General features: G+C 67.1%; 19 protein-coding genes and 1 tRNA gene. 8 read left to right on the top strand and 12 right to left on the bottom strand.

All coding sequences use genetic code 11. From position 1 onward, the window contains the following. Positions 1-165: DUF1467 family protein (locus tag HC022_RS08415; protein ID WP_167452114.1), on the top strand; the 165-nt coding region annotated here is incomplete at its 5' end. A gap of 32 nt (positions 166-197) precedes the next feature. On the opposite strand, the gene HC022_RS08410 is transcribed toward HC022_RS08415, so the two are convergent. After that, complete coding sequence (locus tag HC022_RS08410; protein WP_167452113.1) at positions 198-899, bottom strand: EI24 domain-containing protein; 702 nt, start codon at positions 897-899, stop codon at positions 198-200. Next, positions 896-1,474, bottom strand: coding sequence for a nitroreductase (locus HC022_RS08405; protein WP_167452112.1), 579 nt, complete (start codon positions 1,472-1,474; stop codon positions 896-898). The genes HC022_RS08410 and HC022_RS08405 overlap by 4 nt, the downstream gene beginning before the upstream one ends. Positions 1,475-1,599: 125 nt before the next feature. On the opposite strand from HC022_RS08405, the gene HC022_RS08400 reads away from it, so the two are divergent. Beyond that, positions 1,600-1,857, top strand: coding sequence for a DUF167 domain-containing protein (locus tag HC022_RS08400; RefSeq protein WP_089958015.1), 258 nt, complete (start codon positions 1,600-1,602; stop codon positions 1,855-1,857). A gap of 18 nt (positions 1,858-1,875) precedes the next feature. Here HC022_RS08400 and HC022_RS08395 read toward each other — a convergent pair whose 3' ends face one another. Next, a complete protein-coding gene (locus HC022_RS08395; RefSeq protein ID WP_008886483.1) occupies positions 1,876-2,109 on the bottom strand; it encodes a hypothetical protein in 234 nt (77 codons plus the stop codon). A 150-nt stretch (positions 2,110-2,259) separates the two neighbouring features. On the opposite strand from HC022_RS08395, the gene HC022_RS08390 reads away from it, so the two are divergent. From HC022_RS08390 to HC022_RS08370, 5 genes are all read left to right on the top strand, one after another. Beyond that, positions 2,260-2,970, top strand: a complete 711-nt coding sequence (locus HC022_RS08390) for a M48 family metallopeptidase (protein ID WP_167452111.1) — start codon at positions 2,260-2,262, stop codon at positions 2,968-2,970. A gap of 96 nt (positions 2,971-3,066) precedes the next feature. Continuing rightward, a complete protein-coding gene (locus HC022_RS08385; RefSeq protein ID WP_167452110.1) occupies positions 3,067-3,324 on the top strand; it encodes a DUF6455 family protein in 258 nt (85 codons plus the stop codon). 3 nt (positions 3,325-3,327) lie between these two features. After that, a complete protein-coding gene (locus HC022_RS08380; protein WP_089958018.1) occupies positions 3,328-3,633 on the top strand; it encodes a DUF6455 family protein in 306 nt (101 codons plus the stop codon). A gap of 5 nt (positions 3,634-3,638) precedes the next feature. Continuing rightward, positions 3,639-3,902 carry a DUF6455 family protein gene (locus HC022_RS08375; RefSeq protein ID WP_089958021.1) on the top strand — a complete coding sequence of 88 codons (264 nt, stop codon included), beginning with the start codon at positions 3,639-3,641 and terminating at the stop codon, positions 3,900-3,902. A 368-nt stretch (positions 3,903-4,270) separates the two neighbouring features. Further along, positions 4,271-4,639 (top strand): phosphotransferase, encoded by a 369-nt coding sequence (locus HC022_RS08370; protein ID WP_254885001.1) that lies wholly within the window; start codon positions 4,271-4,273, stop codon positions 4,637-4,639. Here HC022_RS08370 and HC022_RS08365 read toward each other — a convergent pair. Further along, positions 4,605-5,588: a complex I NDUFA9 subunit family protein gene (locus HC022_RS08365; protein WP_167452108.1), complete on the bottom strand. Its 984-nt coding sequence runs from the start codon at positions 5,586-5,588 to the stop codon at positions 4,605-4,607. The two genes, HC022_RS08370 and HC022_RS08365, sit on opposite strands and share 35 nt — an antisense overlap. A gap of 151 nt (positions 5,589-5,739) precedes the next feature. On the opposite strand from HC022_RS08365, the gene HC022_RS08360 reads away from it, so the two are divergent. Beyond that, positions 5,740-5,826, top strand: a tRNA-Leu gene (locus HC022_RS08360). A 201-nt stretch (positions 5,827-6,027) separates the two neighbouring features. On the opposite strand, the gene HC022_RS08355 is transcribed toward HC022_RS08360, so the two are convergent. The 8 genes from HC022_RS08355 to HC022_RS08320 all read right to left on the bottom strand — a co-directional run. Next, positions 6,028-8,313, bottom strand: coding sequence for an Ig-like domain-containing protein (locus HC022_RS08355; protein ID WP_167452107.1), 2,286 nt, complete (start codon positions 8,311-8,313; stop codon positions 6,028-6,030). 427 nt (positions 8,314-8,740) lie between these two features. Further along, a complete protein-coding gene (locus HC022_RS08350) occupies positions 8,741-10,027 on the bottom strand; it encodes an NAD(P)/FAD-dependent oxidoreductase (RefSeq protein ID WP_167452106.1) in 1,287 nt (428 codons plus the stop codon). Positions 10,028-10,516: 489 nt separating this feature from the next. Beyond that, on the bottom strand, positions 10,517-12,217 hold the full coding sequence (locus tag HC022_RS08345) for an ABC transporter substrate-binding protein (RefSeq protein WP_175583505.1): 1,701 nt from the start codon (positions 12,215-12,217) through the stop codon (positions 10,517-10,519). Between the two features lie 67 nt (positions 12,218-12,284). After that, positions 12,285-12,557: a DUF2160 domain-containing protein gene (locus HC022_RS08340; RefSeq protein ID WP_089958036.1), complete on the bottom strand. Its 273-nt coding sequence runs from the start codon at positions 12,555-12,557 to the stop codon at positions 12,285-12,287. A 12-nt stretch (positions 12,558-12,569) separates the two neighbouring features. After that, positions 12,570-13,424: a carbohydrate ABC transporter permease gene (locus HC022_RS08335; protein ID WP_008887270.1), complete on the bottom strand. Its 855-nt coding sequence runs from the start codon at positions 13,422-13,424 to the stop codon at positions 12,570-12,572. Position 13,425: 1 nt separating this feature from the next. Then, positions 13,426-14,295 (bottom strand): carbohydrate ABC transporter permease, encoded by an 870-nt coding sequence (locus HC022_RS08330; RefSeq protein WP_008886971.1) that lies wholly within the window; start codon positions 14,293-14,295, stop codon positions 13,426-13,428. Between the two features lie 43 nt (positions 14,296-14,338). Then, the gene (locus HC022_RS08325; protein WP_167452105.1) at positions 14,339-15,415 is read right to left on the bottom strand and encodes an ABC transporter ATP-binding protein; all 1,077 of its coding nucleotides are present in this window, start codon (positions 15,413-15,415) and stop codon (positions 14,339-14,341) included. A gap of 13 nt (positions 15,416-15,428) precedes the next feature. Next, a partial coding sequence (locus HC022_RS08320; protein WP_167452104.1) for a TOBE domain-containing protein occupies positions 15,429-15,756 on the bottom strand: 328 nt, incomplete at its 5' end.

Genomic DNA, 15,756 nt, shown 5'->3' with positions numbered 1-15,756 from the left:
AGCAGCCCCGAGGTACACAACCTCCGTCGCAAGGCGCTCATCACCACCGGCATCGCGCTGGTGGTGTGGGCGATCATCGCGGGCGTCATCCTCTCGGGGTGGGTCACCGTGCGCGACATCGACGGCTGGATGTTCAACCGGATGGGCCCGTCGTCTCTCGACTGACGGGCCCTTCGCTCTGCGGCCTGACCGTTGGGTCAGGCGGTGACGGAGCGTGACTGGAGCCTGTGGAACAGGTGGGTGAAGGTGGCGGCACCGAGGATCGGCACCAGCAGGTTCACCAGCGGGATGGTCAGCGGCACAACCATAAGCACGCCGGCGATCCAGATCGTGACGAAATGGCGCTTGCGCAGCTGCGTGGCACCATCGCGCCCGACCCGCCGGATCGCCGCCAGCGTGAAGTATTCCCGCCCGAGCAGGTAGCCGTTCAGCCCCCAGAAGATGAACGGCGCAAGCGGCGCGAAGAGCAGGTAGAGCACCAGCGCCACGATGTTGGCGAGGATGAGCACCCCCAGAAATCCGATCGAATCCCGGATGTTCTCCATCAGCGACAGCTCGTTTGCCGGGCCGAGCGCCGGGTAGTGCCTGTCCTCCACCGCCTGTGCCACGTCGTCGAGGAAGATGCCGGTGATGGCTGAGGCAACGGGCACCATCAGGAACACCGAGAGCAGCAGCATGAGCGGGATGGCGCCCCAGCTGATCGCGTCGTCGACCCAGGTCACCGAGCCGATCCACGGCAGCGAGACGCTGTCCCCGAGGAACCAGCCCACCACCTGCACGAAGACCACGTAGACCGCGATGAAGATCGCGACCGTGATGCCCAGCCCCTTGAGCAGCACCCGCTGGAAGCGCGGGTCGCCAAGCTGGCCGATCGCGGCGAGGAACGCGGCCGGAATCACTGCGACACCCACTCGGTGATGGCGTCGAGATCCGGGCGCGGGCGGTCGGGCGGGGCCGAGGTCTCGGTCCCGAGGTGCAGGAAGCCCGCGATGCGCTCGTGCGGAGCGAGGCCGAGCTCGTCCTCGACGAAGGGGCGGTCCTCGGCGATCCAGCCGGTCAGCCAGTTGGCGCCCCAGCCGCTCGCCAGTGCCGCGTTCAGGAGGCCGAGGCAGACGGCGCCGGCGGAATAGGTCTGCTCGATCGCGGGGATCTTCGGGCTTTCCTTGGGCGATTCGATCACCGCGACGCAGAGATGGCTGTCGGCGAACTGCTTCTGCCCCTTGGCGGCCACGTCCGGGTCGAGCCCCAGCGCCTCGCCCCGGGCCAGCGCGGCGGCGGCGAGCCGCTCCAGCGCCGCGCCCTCAAGCACGACGAAGCGCCACGGCTCGAGCTTGCCGTGGTCCGGGCTGCGCGCGGCGGCGGTCAGGATCGGCATCAGCGCCGCGCGGTCGGGGGCGGGACCGGTGAGGGTCTTGGCCGGGCGCGAGCGGCGGCTCAGCAGGAATTCCATCGCCGCGGGGTTCGGTGTGGGCATGCAGGTCTCCATCGTTCGTCGAGGTCATATGTCAGGCTTTGGGGCGGGGGATTCAACCGCCCGCGTTGCCGCCCGGGGCGGTGGCTGCTAAGCCCGCCCGGAACGACGCGACACGGAGCCCGATCATGGCGAAGGCGACCCTTGCCCATCTCGCGGTGCCCGGAGCGACGCTGGCGCTGCGGGTGACGCCCCGCGCCTCGCGCAACGAGATCCGCGAGGAGGGCGATCAGCTCAGGGTTCTGGTGACCACGGTGCCCGAGGACGGCAAGGCCAATGCCGCCGTCGCCAAGCTGCTGGCCAAGGCGCTTGGCGTACCGAAATCGCGGCTGACCCTGATCCAGGGCGCGACGTCGCGCGACAAGGTCTTCCGGATCGATCCCTGACCCTGTTCGCGCGCGAACTCAGTCCTCGTCGCGGACGTAGACGCCTTCGGGCAGAGAGATCGCGGCGGCGAGATCGCGCATCTGGGTCATGGACAGGGTGATCTTCTGGACGCTGTCGGTGCGCGGGTCGTATTGCTCGACCGTGACGCAATCCTCGAACCCCGAGACGATCACGTCTTCCTGCAGATAGGTGCTGCCCTCGTCGACGAGGGTGACGACCGTGGCGTCGAATTCGTGCTCGATGCTGAACATGAGGCAAGCCTAGCGCAGCTGTTTTGCCGTGCCCATACCGAAAAGACCCACCCTCGCGCGCAGTGATCGCGTGACTCTGGCGCGGGAGGGTTCGCCCGCCTATGCTGAAGGCGAACGCCCGCTTCCCGGCACCGGAGAACCCCAGCCCCCATGCGTCGATTTCTCTATCTCGCCCTTGTCCTGCTTGCCGCCTGCGAGGCCGTGCCCATCGCCACTCCGCCGGGTGGACAGGCGTCCGGCTCGCCCGAGGCGCGCGAGGCCGAGCGCGCGACGCGGCAGTTTGTCGAGGTCGCGAGCACGCTCGAGCCGGTGGTGGAATCCGAGTGTCGGCGCCTGACCTCCGGGCTGAACTGCGATTTCCTGATCGTCGTGGACGACCGCATGGGCGACGAGCCCAACGCCTTCCAGACGCTCGACCGCAACGGCCGTCCGATCCTTGCCTTCAACATCCCGCTGATCGCCTCGGTCGAGAACGCCGACGAACTGGCCTTTGTCATGGGCCACGAATCGTCGCACCACATCCTCGGCCACCTCGCGCGGGTCGAGGAGGACGCCGCCGTGGGTGCGCTGATCTTCTCGGGGATCGCCTCCATGTCCGGTGCCACCGCCGCAGACGTGCGCTCGGCAGAAGAGTTCGGGGCCAGCGTGGGCGCGCGGACCTTCTCCAAGGAATACGAGCTCGAGGCCGACCAGCTTGGCACCATCCTCACCATGATGGCGGGCTACGACCCGGTGCGGGGGGCCGAGTTCTTCATGCGCATCCCCGACCCGGGCGACCGCTTCCTGGGGACGCACCCGCCGAACTCTGCCCGAATCGCCATCGTCCGCCGCACCGCCGCGGCCTACGCCGCGACGAACTGAGCGCTCCCGGCCACGTTGACCTGCATCAAGGGCAGCGGGCAGCCGCCCTGCTAGGCTTTGTCTCATGAGAGACAGCTACCCTTGGGGGATGTTCAGATGCCTGGCGCAACCGACTTCAAACGGCACGCGATGCTTGTCGACCACATGGCCACCACACTGGGCCTCGATCTCGAGGAACAGATGATGCGGGGGCGGCTGTCCCTGTCGCAGCTCGAGGACGCGGTGCTGAACTGCACCGGCTGCACCCAGCCCTGTGCCTGCGAGCAATGGCTCGGCGCGCAGGCCGAGACCGCTCCCGACGCGCCGGACTACTGCCGGAACGCCGCGCTCTTCGAAAACCTGCGCGATACCTGACGCATGGCAGAGGAGGACGACAAGATGTTCGACACCCGGCCCCATCAGCCGCTCGGTGACCCGCAAGAGCATTACTGGCTCGTGCAGCGCATGGCCCAGGCGAACGGAACCGATCTCGTGCTGGCCACCGATGCCGGCATTCTGACACAGGAAGACTGGGCCGGGATGGTCCAGCGCTGCCGCGGCTGCAAATGGACCGACGGCTGCCAGCGCTGGCTCGACCGGCCCGAGGACGCCCTGCGCGACACGCCGGAAGATTGCGTGAACCGCGCGCATTTCGCAGCCCTGCAGGAGCTGCTCGGGGAGTAAAGACGATGACGCAGACGCTTGGAGATCCCGCAAGGCATTTCTGGATGACGCGCAGCGTCGCTCGCGTCATGGGGCTGAACCTGTCGGAGGAGATGCACATGGGCCGGCTCGATCCGGCCCAGTATGCCCAGATGGTTACCTGTTGCCGGGGCTGCGCCCTGGTCGAGGCCTGCGAGGGCTGGCTCGGCAGCCAGACCGGCATCGCCAGCCTGCCGCCTCCCGGCTGCCGCAACGCCGCGCTTCTGTCGCAGCTGAAGCGCCCGCATTGAACGCGTGCTGAGGGCGGGCCTGCCCGACCCGGCACGCTGGGGCCGCTCCGTGCCGCTCGTTCCCTGCGGGGTGGGCGCCCGGCATGCGGTCTGGCGCTGCGACGATCTCGTCATCAAGAGCACCAACCGCGCCGAACCGGCCCTGCGCTGGCTCGCGCCCGTTCATGCCCGCGCCCGCGCGGCAGGGCTGATCGTGCCCGAGCCGGTCCCCGCGCTTTCGGGGCTGCTGGTTTCGGGCGGCTGGACGGCCGAGCGGGTCCTGCCGGGGCCGGGTGCTTCGGCGCGTGATCTGCAGGAGCGGGCGCCCCGGATCGTGGCGTTTCACCGGCTGTCGCGGGGGGGGGGCACCGCGGCCCGGCGTGCCGGGGATGGTGGCGCTGCTGCGCGAGGGCAGGGGCGGGGACGTCAATCTATGGGCGATGCCGCGTCGACTGGCGCAGGCGATCCTTGCCGCGTTTCTCGCGGTGGCGTCAGAGCCCGCAGGCCTCGTGCATGGGGACCTGAACCCCGGCAACGTCATCCTGACCCCGAACGGGCCGGCGCTGGTGGACTGGGACGATTCGCGGGCCGACCACCTGTTTCTCGACCTCTCCCCACTGGGAGCCCGCCAGAGCGTCCGGCAGCGCCGCGCGGCGCTTGCCTACGAGGTCGCCTGCTGCTGGAGAGTCGAGCCCGAGAGGGCGCGCCGCCTGGCGCGCCGGCTCATTCCATCCGCAGGTTCCGGGCGGATTCCTTGATGGCGTCGTATTGCCCGGAAGGGCGGAAGCGCCACAGGTAGTCGGGCAGCACCGCCTCCATCGAGGTGGGCGCGATGCCGAGTTCCTTGAAGCCCTCGGCACCGTCCGAGACCACGTTGTCGTGGCGCAGCGACTTCACCTGATCGCGGGTGATCTGTGCCTTGAAGAGCCCGCCGGTCAGGGTCTGCAGAAGCTCGAAGCTCCACCCCATGATCGAGGCGAGGCCGAAGGGGATGTTGGCCACGAACCGGCGGCGACGGATCACCGACAGCATCTGGCCGATCAGGTCGCGGAAGCTTTCCGCATCCGGGCCGCCAAGCTCGTAGACGCCGGGAGCGGCCTCGCCGGTGACGCCCATCACCGCCGCGTGGGCGACGTCGTCGACATAGACCGGCTGGAATTTCGTGTCGGCGCCCACCAGCGGCAGCACGGGGCCCATGCGGGACATAGAAGCGAAGCGGTTGAAGAACTGGTCGTCCGGCCCGAAGATCACCGAGGGACGCAGGATCACGGCGTCGGGCATGTGCTTGAGCACCGCTTGCTCGCCAAGCGCCTTGGTGCGGGCATAGCTACTGGCGCTGTCCGCGTCGGCGCCGATGGCCGAGATCTGCACCATGCGCGCCACGCCCTGTTCGGCGGCGATCCGGGCAATGCGCTCGGCCCCCTCGTGCTGCACCGCGTCGAAGCTGTTCTTGCCCTTGGCATCGAAGCTGCCCACGCAGTTCACCACCGCGTCTGCGCCCTGCATGACGGCGCGCACCGAGTCGTCGTCGCGGATGTTGCAGAGCACCGGCTCCACCTGGCCGACAACGCCGTAGGGCTTCACGAAGATCGCTTCGTTGGGGCGGCGCACCGCGACACGGACACGCCAGCCAAGCTTGGCCATGCGACGCGCGACGTAGCGCCCAACAAAGCCGGATCCGCCGTAGATGGTGACGAGTTTGCTCATGGCCGTGCTCCTGCTGCGAGGTTCCGAGGTCTTGAATACCGGCCTGACGGGGTCGCGGCAAGGTGCCGTGGGGGCGGATGGAAAACAAACCGAAAAAAGGTCGTTGACACCATCTCGCGGGCCGCGTAAACGCCTGCCTCACACCACCTGTGCCCAGGTGGCGGAATTGGTAGACGCGCTGGTTTCAGGTACCAGTGGCTTAACGGCCGTGGAGGTTCGAGTCCTCTCCTGGGCACCACTACTCCCAAGCAAAACAATAGTTTCGCTGTGATCCTTCGAGATCGAGGGGAGTGGTGTGTTTTTCGTACACGAATGGTTCTGCTGGACTGGCACGCGGCGGGATTGCCCCGCCACGGCCCTGCCGACATGCGCCGGTTTTCGATGCGGGGACCGGGGCCGAGACACCGTCTGCGCGGCGGCCCGACCCCGGCCCTGAACCTCAGCCGATCGCGAAATCGAGCGAGTCGCTGCTGAGGTCGAGTGCGAATTCGTTCGAGAACACGTCGAACTGCACGAGGTCCGCCTGCGCTCCGGTCGAATAGACCGGGCCGAAGGAGCCTTCCGCCACCGCACCCAGCACGCCGGCGCGGTAGAAGCCCTCGAGCAGGGCGAGGCTGTAGCCTACGTTGATGTTGAGATCGGTGTCGTTCGAGAAGGTCTCGCCCTCGGCCTCGAAGACCAGCTCGTATTCGACCATGCCGTCGCCGTTGTCGTCGTACTGGCTGGCATTGCCGTACTGGGTCGCGCCGGCGAGGTTGAACTCGAAGGTGTCGCCGTTCTCGAACACGATGTCCGCGACGATGTCGCCGGCATCGAGCACGAAGTCCTGCAGGAAGTTCAGCCCGGCGAAGAGATCGAGGTCCAGAAGCTCGATCCCGGCCTCGACGCCCGTCTCCCAGAAATCGCTGAAGAAGTCGATCCCGAGGTCGAACGGATTCACCCCGCCGAAGAACAGGTCGGCGATGGCCTGATCCGCGTCGAGGTTGAGCTGCAGCACGTTGTTCGAGGCGCCGTCACCCTCGAAGATCCCGCCCCCGGACGAGGTGCCGGTGACGTCGAGCTCGGGCCATGCCAGCGTGGCCGAGAGGGCGTCGTCGCTGTCTCCGATCTCGAACGGCGGCGAGGTCTCGCTGTCGTAGTCGATCAGCGACTGGCTGCCGTTCTCGTTGATGCTTGGGCTGAAGGCGCTGAACCCGGCGATCTCGAGCGAGGTGCCGACGGCAATCTCGAGGATCAGGTCCAGCATGTAGCTCAGGGACGGCCCGTCGGTCATGAAGCCGCCGCCTGCCAGCGCCACCGTCGGGTCGAGCTGCAGCACGTCGGTGGTGAGGTTGTAGAAGGCCTCGACCGAGATGTCGTAGGGCACGGTGACGTCCACCGAGCCGCCCTCGAGCAGCAGCTCCTGCTCGAGCCCGACGCGGATGTCGTAGAACCAGCTGCCGCCAAGCACGTCGCCGCCCCAGTTGCCGCTGTCGGCCACATCGAGCCCGAGGAACGGGATGTCCGGGTCGAAGACGAAGGCCGCCCCGGAATCCCAGATGCTCTGGTCGGTCGCGGTGAAGTCGATCGCGCCCGCGGTCAGGTCATAGGCGGAGGCGACGTTGATCGTCGCCTGACCTGTTTCGGTGTCGCCATTGGACAGCTCCTGCGAGGTGGCGGTGAAGGTCAGGTCGAAGTCGAAATCCGCGTCCGGCAGGGTGAGCAGGTAGGACCGCGAGACGTAGTCCGTGGTGGTCACCGTGCCGAGCGTGTTGAGGGTGACCCCGAACGGCACCGCGCTGCTGACGAGGCTGGCGATGAACTCCGAGTTGTCGTCGTCGGTCTCGGTCGCGATGACCTGCAGATGCACCTCGTGCACGTTGGACGTGGCCGAGGCGATGATCGAGACCTCGGGAACGTCCGCGACCGCCTCGACCCAGACGTTCACGGTGGCGTAGTCGGTGCCGCCGTTGCCGTCCGAGATGCAGTAGGTGAAGCTGTCGGCCCCGGCGTAGTCGGTGTCGGGCGTGTAGAGCAGCGCGTCGCCCGGCAGCAGGTCGGGGTCGTCGCCGTCGACGATCTGCACGGCGCCGTGCATGGCGCCGAAGGCGTCGGTGATGGTCAGCGTGTCGCCATCCGCGTCGGTGTCATTGTCGAGCACCGAGAACAGCACGCCCACCGCCGTGTCGGAGGGGTCGTCGAGCCCCGAGGCGCCGTCCTCGAAGATGCTGTAGGAATCGTCCATCGCATCCGGCGCCGCGGGCGCCAGCGTGACCATCTTGGCCGAGCGGCCGCGTCCGCCGCCCGGCGCGCCGATGCTGGTCACCCGCACGCCGAACTCGACCTGCGCGATGTCGTCCAGCGTAAGGTCCCCGGCCTCGTTGGACAGGGTGAAACTCGTCAGCTGGACGTCGCCCTTGTTTTTGCCGATCCCCGGGCCGCCGAACTCGACGCCGGCATCGTAGGGATCCGCCGCGCCGTGCATGTTGGCGCCATGCCCGAGGTCGATGACGTCCCCGGTCTGGTAGTCCGTCACGTCGACGCCGAACGCCGACGAGTTCATCAGTTTCGAATCGTCGTTGAGATTGAAGAACAGGCCGCGGATATCGCCGACCTCCCCTTCATATCCCGGCAGCACCTCAAGGGTGAACTCGATGGTGCCGTCGACCTCGACCGCAGTGACCTGGATATCCGGTCCGCCATCCACCCCTGGAATGACGAACGTGATGCTCCTTACGCAATCCATGACCCATTCTCCTCCCGTTACTACAGTGACAGCCCGGTTCCGGGCTTCTTTTCCCTGGGGTACCGGGGCCGACCGCGATGCGCCCGTTGTCCGGTGCGGCCGGCGCGCGCCGGTGACCGGGAACACGACTCGTTTTGGTGGGCGTTAGAGAGTCCGTACTCAGAACAACCATTGGTAGAGCTTACGCCCGGTCAAAATAATCATCAATGCGAATTTCGCTATATTTGGTTAACGCGCGAGACTAGGGGCGAGGCGCGGTTGGTGCCTGGGGCGCGCCGCAGGGGCGCTCGCGGGTGAGAAGCTCTCTACGGAGCCTGCCCGACGCGGGCCTTACCCCGACTGCCCGCGCCCCACAGGCGCGCAGAGACGCAAAACGCACCGCAGGGGGCCTGCGGTGCGTCTGGTGTTCAACAGGCTCAGGAGGAGCTCACTCCGCGACGCTGCTGCGCGGTACCGCGATCCCCTGCTTGCCCTGCGTGATGAGGCGGGCGCTCTTCTGGCCCGAGGCGTGGGACCAGAGCCAGCTCAGCGCCACCGCCATGCGGTTGCGGGTGCCAATGAGGAAGTAGATGTGGGCGATGCCCCAGACCCACCACGCAAGCGCGCCCTTCAGCCGGATGCGGCCGAAGTCGGCCACCGCGGCCTTGCGCCCGATGGTGGCGAGGCTGCCCTGGTGGCGGTAGACGAAGCGGCCCGGATCGCGCCGGAGCCCGAACCGGGCCTTCAGCTTGCGGGCCACGAACTCGCCCTGCTGCTTGGCGGCGGGCGCGATGCCCGGCACCGGCTTGCCGTCGGCGTTGGTTGCCGCGGCGGTGTCGCCGACCACGAAGATCTCGGGGTGGCCTTCGAGCGTCAGGTCCTCGGTCACCGGAACCCGCCCGGCACGGTCGCCCGCGACGCCCAGCCACTGCGCCGCGCGCGAGGCCTTGACCCCGGCGGCCCAGATCGCGGTGCGCGCGGGGATGTGCTCGGTGCCCAGCGTGATGCCCTCGGGGTCGCAATGGGTCACCGGCGTGCCGGTGCGCACCTCGACACCGAGCCGCTTCAGCGCGCCGGCCGCGTAGTCCGACAGCGATTCGGGGAAGGCGGGCAGGACGCGCGGCCCGGCCTCGACCAGCAGCACGCGGGCCTGACGGGTGTCGATGTTGCGGAACTCGCGCACGAGCGAGGTCTGCGCGAGTTCCGCGATGATGCCCACCAGCTCGACCCCGGTCGGGCCCGCGCCGACCACGGCGAAGGTCAGCAGCGCCTCGCGCTCCCTGGGATCGTCGGACCGTTCGGCCGCCTCGAAGGCCGAAAGCACCCGGCGCCGGATCGCCGTTGCGTCCTCGAGCGTCTTGAGCCCGGGCGCGGCGGTCTCCCAGTCGTCGTTGCCGAAATAGCTGTGGCGCGCGCCGGTGGCGAGCACCAGCGTGTCGTACTCGACCGAGCCGCCGTCGGAGAAATGGACGCGCCGGTTGTCCTGGTCCACGGCCTCGACCTCGGCCATTAGCGTGCGCACGTCCTCGCGGTCGCGGAGCAGGCCGCGGATCGGCCAGGCGATCTCGGAGGTGGGCAGGATGGTGGTCGCCACCTGGTAGAGCAGGGGCTGGAAGAGGTGGTGGTTGCGCTGATCGACGAGGGTGATCTCGACGTCCTTCGCTTTCAGGGACCGGACGCAGGCGATGCCGCCAAATCCGCCCCCGACAACCACGACGCGATGTTTCTGTTCCATGGGTATCGTACTTTCGGGTCGTTCCAGACGCTCCTCCCGATGCGTCCGGACCTATTGGGTTTCCCCCTGGGGTGCCAGCCCGGAGATCGTCGCGACCCGCGTGGAAAGCGGTTTTACACCAAGATGTTAACTCGCGGTAACGTGTGCCGTTGCATACCGTGCGCCGATGCCCGGCAAGCAGGCATCTCGAGGGGTCAAGAGGCCGCGGTCGAGGCAATTCGTCGCCGAATCGGGGGCGTTGGAGCGCGCGGATATGATCAGGGCGCGGGGGGCACGGAGGCGCGCGCTGGACGTTCGCCGGGTGAGGCGCCTCTGGGAGGTGCGGGCTCAGCCGCGCCGATGACCTGCCGGGCGGGGTCTCGTGCTGGCAAACGGCACCGGGGTCAGCCCGCAAGGAACGGAAACAGAAACGGCGCCCGCCGGTGGCGCGCGCCGCAAGGGTCGTTCAGGCCGGAGCAGGCACAGGCGCCCGCCCCGAACCGCCGGAGCTTACTGCCAGGAGGCCACGAGCTCGTCGTAAGAGACGGTCTTCGGCTCCTCGCGCTCGTTCTCGATGGCGGGCTTCGGCGAGCCTTCCATCGACAGCCATTCCTCGGCGTCCTTTTCCTCGTTCATGACCGGGCCCAAGTCGCCCTGGATGCCGGCACGCTCGAGACGCTCCATCACGCGCTCCATGTCCGAGCAGAGGCTGTCGAGCGCGTCCTGCGCCGACTTGGCGCCGGACATGGCATCACCGATGTTCTGCCACCACAGCTGCGCCAGCTTCGGATAGTCCGGAACGTTGGTGCCGGTGGGCGACCAGCGCACGCGGTCGGGCGAGCGGTAGAATTCCACCAGGCCGCCGAGCTTGGCGGCGCGCTCGCTGAAGCTGTCGTGCTGGATCGTGCTCTCGCGGATGAAGGTGAGGCCGACGTGGCTCTTCTTCACGTCCACGGTCTTGGAGGTGACGAACTGCGCGTAGAGCCATGCGGCCTTGGCGCGGTCCTCGGGGGTGGATTTCATCAGCGTCCACGAGCCCACGTCCTGGTAGCCGACCTTCATGCCGTCTTCCCAGTAGACGCCGTGCGGCGAGGGGGCGAGGCGCCACTTGGGCGTGCCGTCCTCGTTCATCACCTCGGCGCTGTCCACGAGCGGGGCCACGAAGGTGGTGTACATGAACATCTGCTGCGCGATGTTGCCCTGTCCGGGGACCGGACCGGCCTCGGAGAAGGTCATGCCCATGGCCGAGGGCGGCGAGTACTTGTTCAGCCACTCGATGGCCTTCTCGACCGCGTAGACGGCCGCAGGGCTGTTGGCCGCGCCGCCGCGCGCCATGCAGGCGCCCACGGGCTGCGAGTTCTCGTTCACCCGGATGCCCCATTCGTCGACCGGGAGGCCGTTCGGCTCGCCCTTGTCGCCCATGCCGGCCATAGACATCCACGCGTCGGTGTAGCGCCAGCCGAGCGAGGGGTCCTTCTTGCCGTAGTCCATCGAGCCGTAGACCTCGACGCCGTCGATGTCGCGGCCGGTGAAGAACTCGGCGATGTCCTCGTAGGCCGACCAGTTGACCGGAACGCCGAGATCGTAGCCGTACTTCTCCTTGAACTCGGCCATGATGTCGGGATCGGTGAACCAGTCGTAGCGGAACCAGTAGAGGTTGGCGAACTGCTGGTCGGGCAGCTGGTAGAGCTTGCCGTCGGGCGCGGTGGTGAACTGGGTGCCGATGAAGTCCTCGAGGTCCAGCGTCGGGCTGGTGACGTCGGCGCCTTCCTGATCCATCCAGTCGGTCAGGTTGCGCACCTGCTGGTAGCGCCAGTGGGTGCCGATGAGGTCGGAGTCGTTCACGTAGGCGTCGTAGATGTTCTCGCCCGACTGCATCTGGGTCTGCAGCTTCTCGACCACGTCGCCCTCGCCGATGAGGTCGTGGGTGATCTTGATGCCGGTGATCTTCTCGAAGGCCGGGGCAAGCACCTGGCTTTCGTATTCATGCGTGGTGATGGTCTCGGAGACGACCTTGATCTCCATGCCGGCGAAGGGCTGGGCCGCATCGATGTACCACTGCATCTCGGCTTCCTGCTCCTCGCGGGTCAGCGTCGACTGGTCGCCGATCTCGGCGTCGAGGAACGCTTTCGCCGCGTCCATGTCCGACCAGGCCGGGCCTGTCAGCAGGCCGAGCGCGAGCGCCATGGATGTCGTTGTCTTCAGGTTCATGGTTTCCTCCCTTATCTGAACCGTTTGTGTGTGTTCCGGGGGCGGGCCTCCTCCGGCCCGCGCGCCCTCAGACCCAGCGGAAGACCGCGCCTGCGTAGATCAGGCAGACGATCAGGGCCGCGGGTTGTGCCTGCCCGACGAGGCCGAGCCAGGCGAGATTGATGAAGGCCGATCCCAGCAGAGTGATGAAGAGCCGATCGCCCCGGGTGGTCTCGATCCTGAGCACACCCATGCGCGGCGTCTCGGGGAAGCGGATCGCCAGCACCGTGAAGACGACGAGCAGCGCCGCGATGGTCGCGAAGAAGGCCGCGGTGGGCCAGGTCCATGCCATCCAGTCCATGAGCGTCTCCTCTCAGACCCGCCCGAGGGCGAAGCCCTTGGCGATGTAGTTGCGGACGAAGTAGATCACGAGCGCGCCGGGCACGATGGTGAGCACCCCCGCGGCGGCAAGCACGCCCCAGTCGACGCCGGCCGCGCCGACGGTGCGGGTCATGGTGGCGGCGATGGGCTTGGCGTTGACCGTGGTGAGCGTGCGCGACAGCAGCAGCTCGACCCAGCTGAACATGAAGCAGAAGAACGCCGCGACGCCGATGCCCGACGAGATCAGCGGCATGAAGATCTTCACGAAAAAGCCGCCGAAGCTGTAGCCGTCGATATAGGCGGTCTCGTCGATCTCCTTGGGCACGCCGCGCATGAAGCCCTCGAGGATCCACACCGCCAGCGGCACGTTGAACAGGCAATGTGCCAGCGCCACCGCGATATGGGTGTCGAAGAGCCCGACCGAGGAATAGAGCTGGAAGAAGGGCAGGGCGAAGACCGCGGGCGGGGCCATGCGGTTGGTCAGCAGCCAGAAGAACAGGTGCTTGTCGCCCATGAAGTGGTAGCGCGAGAAGGCGTAGGCCGCGGGTAGCGCCACGCTGAGCGAGATCACCGTGTTCATCACCACGTAGATGAGCGTGTTGACGTAGCCCATGTACCACGCCGGATCGGTGAGGATCGTGACGTAGTTGGCAAAGGTCAGGTCGCGCGGCCAGAGGGTGAAGGAGCCGAGGATCTCGTTGTTGGTCTTCAGGCTCATGTTCACCAGCCAGTAGATCGGCAGGAGCAGGAAGATCAGGTAGATCGCCATCACCACCGCGCGCGAGTTCACCTTCGGAAAACTGCGGGCGCGGGTCGGGGCGGGGCTGGAAACGGTGGCGTCGGTCATCTCACATCCCCTTTTTGTCGAGATTGGTCATGATGGTGTAGAACACCCAGGAGATCAGCAGGATCACGAGGAAGTACATGATCGAGAAGGCGGCAGCGGGGCCGAGGTCGAACTGTCCCAGCGCCATCTTCACGAGGTCAATGGACAGAAGCGTGGTGGCGTTGCCGGGGCCGCCCCCGGTGACGACGAAGGGCTCGGTGTAGATCATGAAGCTGTCCATGAAGCGCAGCAGGATGGCGATCATCAGCACGCCCGCCATCTTCGGCAGCTCGATATAGCGGAACACCTTCCAGCGGCTGGCCTGATCGATCTTGGCGGCCTGGTAATAGGCGTCGGGGATCGACTTGAGACCGGCATAGGCCAGCAGCGCCACCAGCGAGGTCCAGTGCCAGACGTCCATCACCACGATGGTGATCCACGCCGCGACCGTGTTCTGGGTGTAGTTGTAGTCGATCCCGAGCGCCTCGAGCGTGTGGCCCAAGAGGCCGATGTCAACGCGGCCGAAGACCTGCCAGATGGTGCCGACCACGTTCCACGGGATCAGCAGCGGCAGCGACATGAGGACAAGGCAGAACGACGCCCAGAACCCGGACTTGGGCATGTTGAGCGCCACGAAGATGCCCAGCGGCACCTCGATGGCAAGAATGATGCCCGAGAACATCAGCTGCCGCTGCAGCGCGTTCCACATGCGGTCGTCGTGCAGCATCTCCTCGAACCATTCGAGCCCGGCCCAGAAGAACTGGTTGTTCCCGAAGGTGTCCTGCACCGAGTAGTTGACCACGGTCATCAGAGGGATCACCGCCGAGAAGGCCACGAGGACCAGCACCGGCAGGACGAGAAACCAGGCCTTGTGATTGACGGTCTTGTTCATCGGGCGGCCTCCTCGAGTTGCGCCGTGCGGAGGGGAAACGTGTTCATGCCGCGTCTCCCTTCACCCGCCAGTCGTTGCGGTAGACGTTCACGTGTGCCGCGTCGAAGCTCACGCGGTTCATGTCGGCGCTGATGCGGTCGTCCTCGCCCGCGATGATGTTGATGCCGTGGCCGAAGAACTCGGCCCGGATGATCTTGTGGCGGCCGGCGTCCTCGACCCGGCGCACCTTGATGGGCAGGCCGTCGGACTGGCTCAGCCGGGCGAACTCGGGCCGGACGCCGATCTCGACCTTGCCGTCGAGCGCGCCGTAGCCGTGACCAAGCGCCATCTGCGCGCCGTTGACGTAGGCGCTGCGGCCCTCGACCTTGGCGGGGATCACGTTCATCCCCGGCGAGCCGATGAAATAGCCCACGAAGGTGTGTTCGGGCCGCTCGAAAAGCTCTTCGGGCGTACCGATCTGCACCACGCGGCCGTCGTACATCACCACCACCTTGTCGGCGAAGGTCAGCGCCTCGGTCTGGTCGTGGGTCACGTAGATCATGGTGTGACCGAAATCGTGGTGCAGCTTCTTGAGCTGGGTCCGGAGCTCCCACTTCATGTGCGGGTCGATCACCGTCAGCGGCTCGTCGAAGAGCAGCGCGTTCACGTCCTTGCGCACCATGCCGCGCCCGAGGCTGATCTTCTGCTTGGCATCGGCGGTGAGGCCGCGCGCCTTCTTGCGCAGCATGTCCTCCATGCCGATCATCCGGGCGATCTCCTGCACCCGGCTCGCGACATAGGTCTCGTCCCGGCCGCGGTTGCGCAGCGGGAAGGCGAGATTTTCCTGTACGGTCATCGTGTCGTAGACCACCGGGAACTGGAACACCTGCGCGATGTTGCGCTCGGCGGTGGGCGCGTGGGTGACGTCCTTGCCGTCGAAGAGGATGCGCCCCTGCGACGGCTGCAGCAGCCCCGAGATGATGTTGAGCAGGGTGGATTTCCCGCAGCCGGACGAGCCCAGCAGCGCGTAGGCGCCGCCGTCGTCCCAGTCGTGGGTCATCTCCTTGAGCGCGTAGTCATCCTCCGACGCCGGGTTGGCGAGGTAGGAATGCGCGAGGTTGTCGAGCGTGATCTTGGCCATGTCCCGGTTCCCCTCAGGCAGCCAGCGCGTAGGCGGCGGGGGCGACAAGGTCGCCTGCCTCGCTGAAGATGTAGACGTGGCGCGGGTCGAGCCAGAGGTCGAGCGGCGCCCCCAGCGTCAGCTCGTGCACGCCATGCACCAGCCCCACCCAGCGCGCGCCGTGGTGATCGAGGTGGATGAAGGTCTCGGACCCGGTCAGCTCGGTCACCAGCAGCTCAGCGGTGAAGCGCATGGCATCGGGCGCGTGCTGGCTGATCTCGAGGTGGTTGGGGCGGAACCCGGCGGTGTAGCGCCCGTCCGCAAGCTCGGCGAGCTTGCCGGTGGCGCGCGCGTTCTGGCCG

Origin of the sequence: Salipiger sp. HF18 (genome assembly GCF_011806505.1) — a bacterium.
Taxonomy (GTDB): Bacteria; Pseudomonadota; Alphaproteobacteria; order Rhodobacterales; family Rhodobacteraceae; genus Salipiger; species Salipiger thiooxidans.
This window is presented reverse-complemented; position numbering and strand designations above follow the sequence as displayed.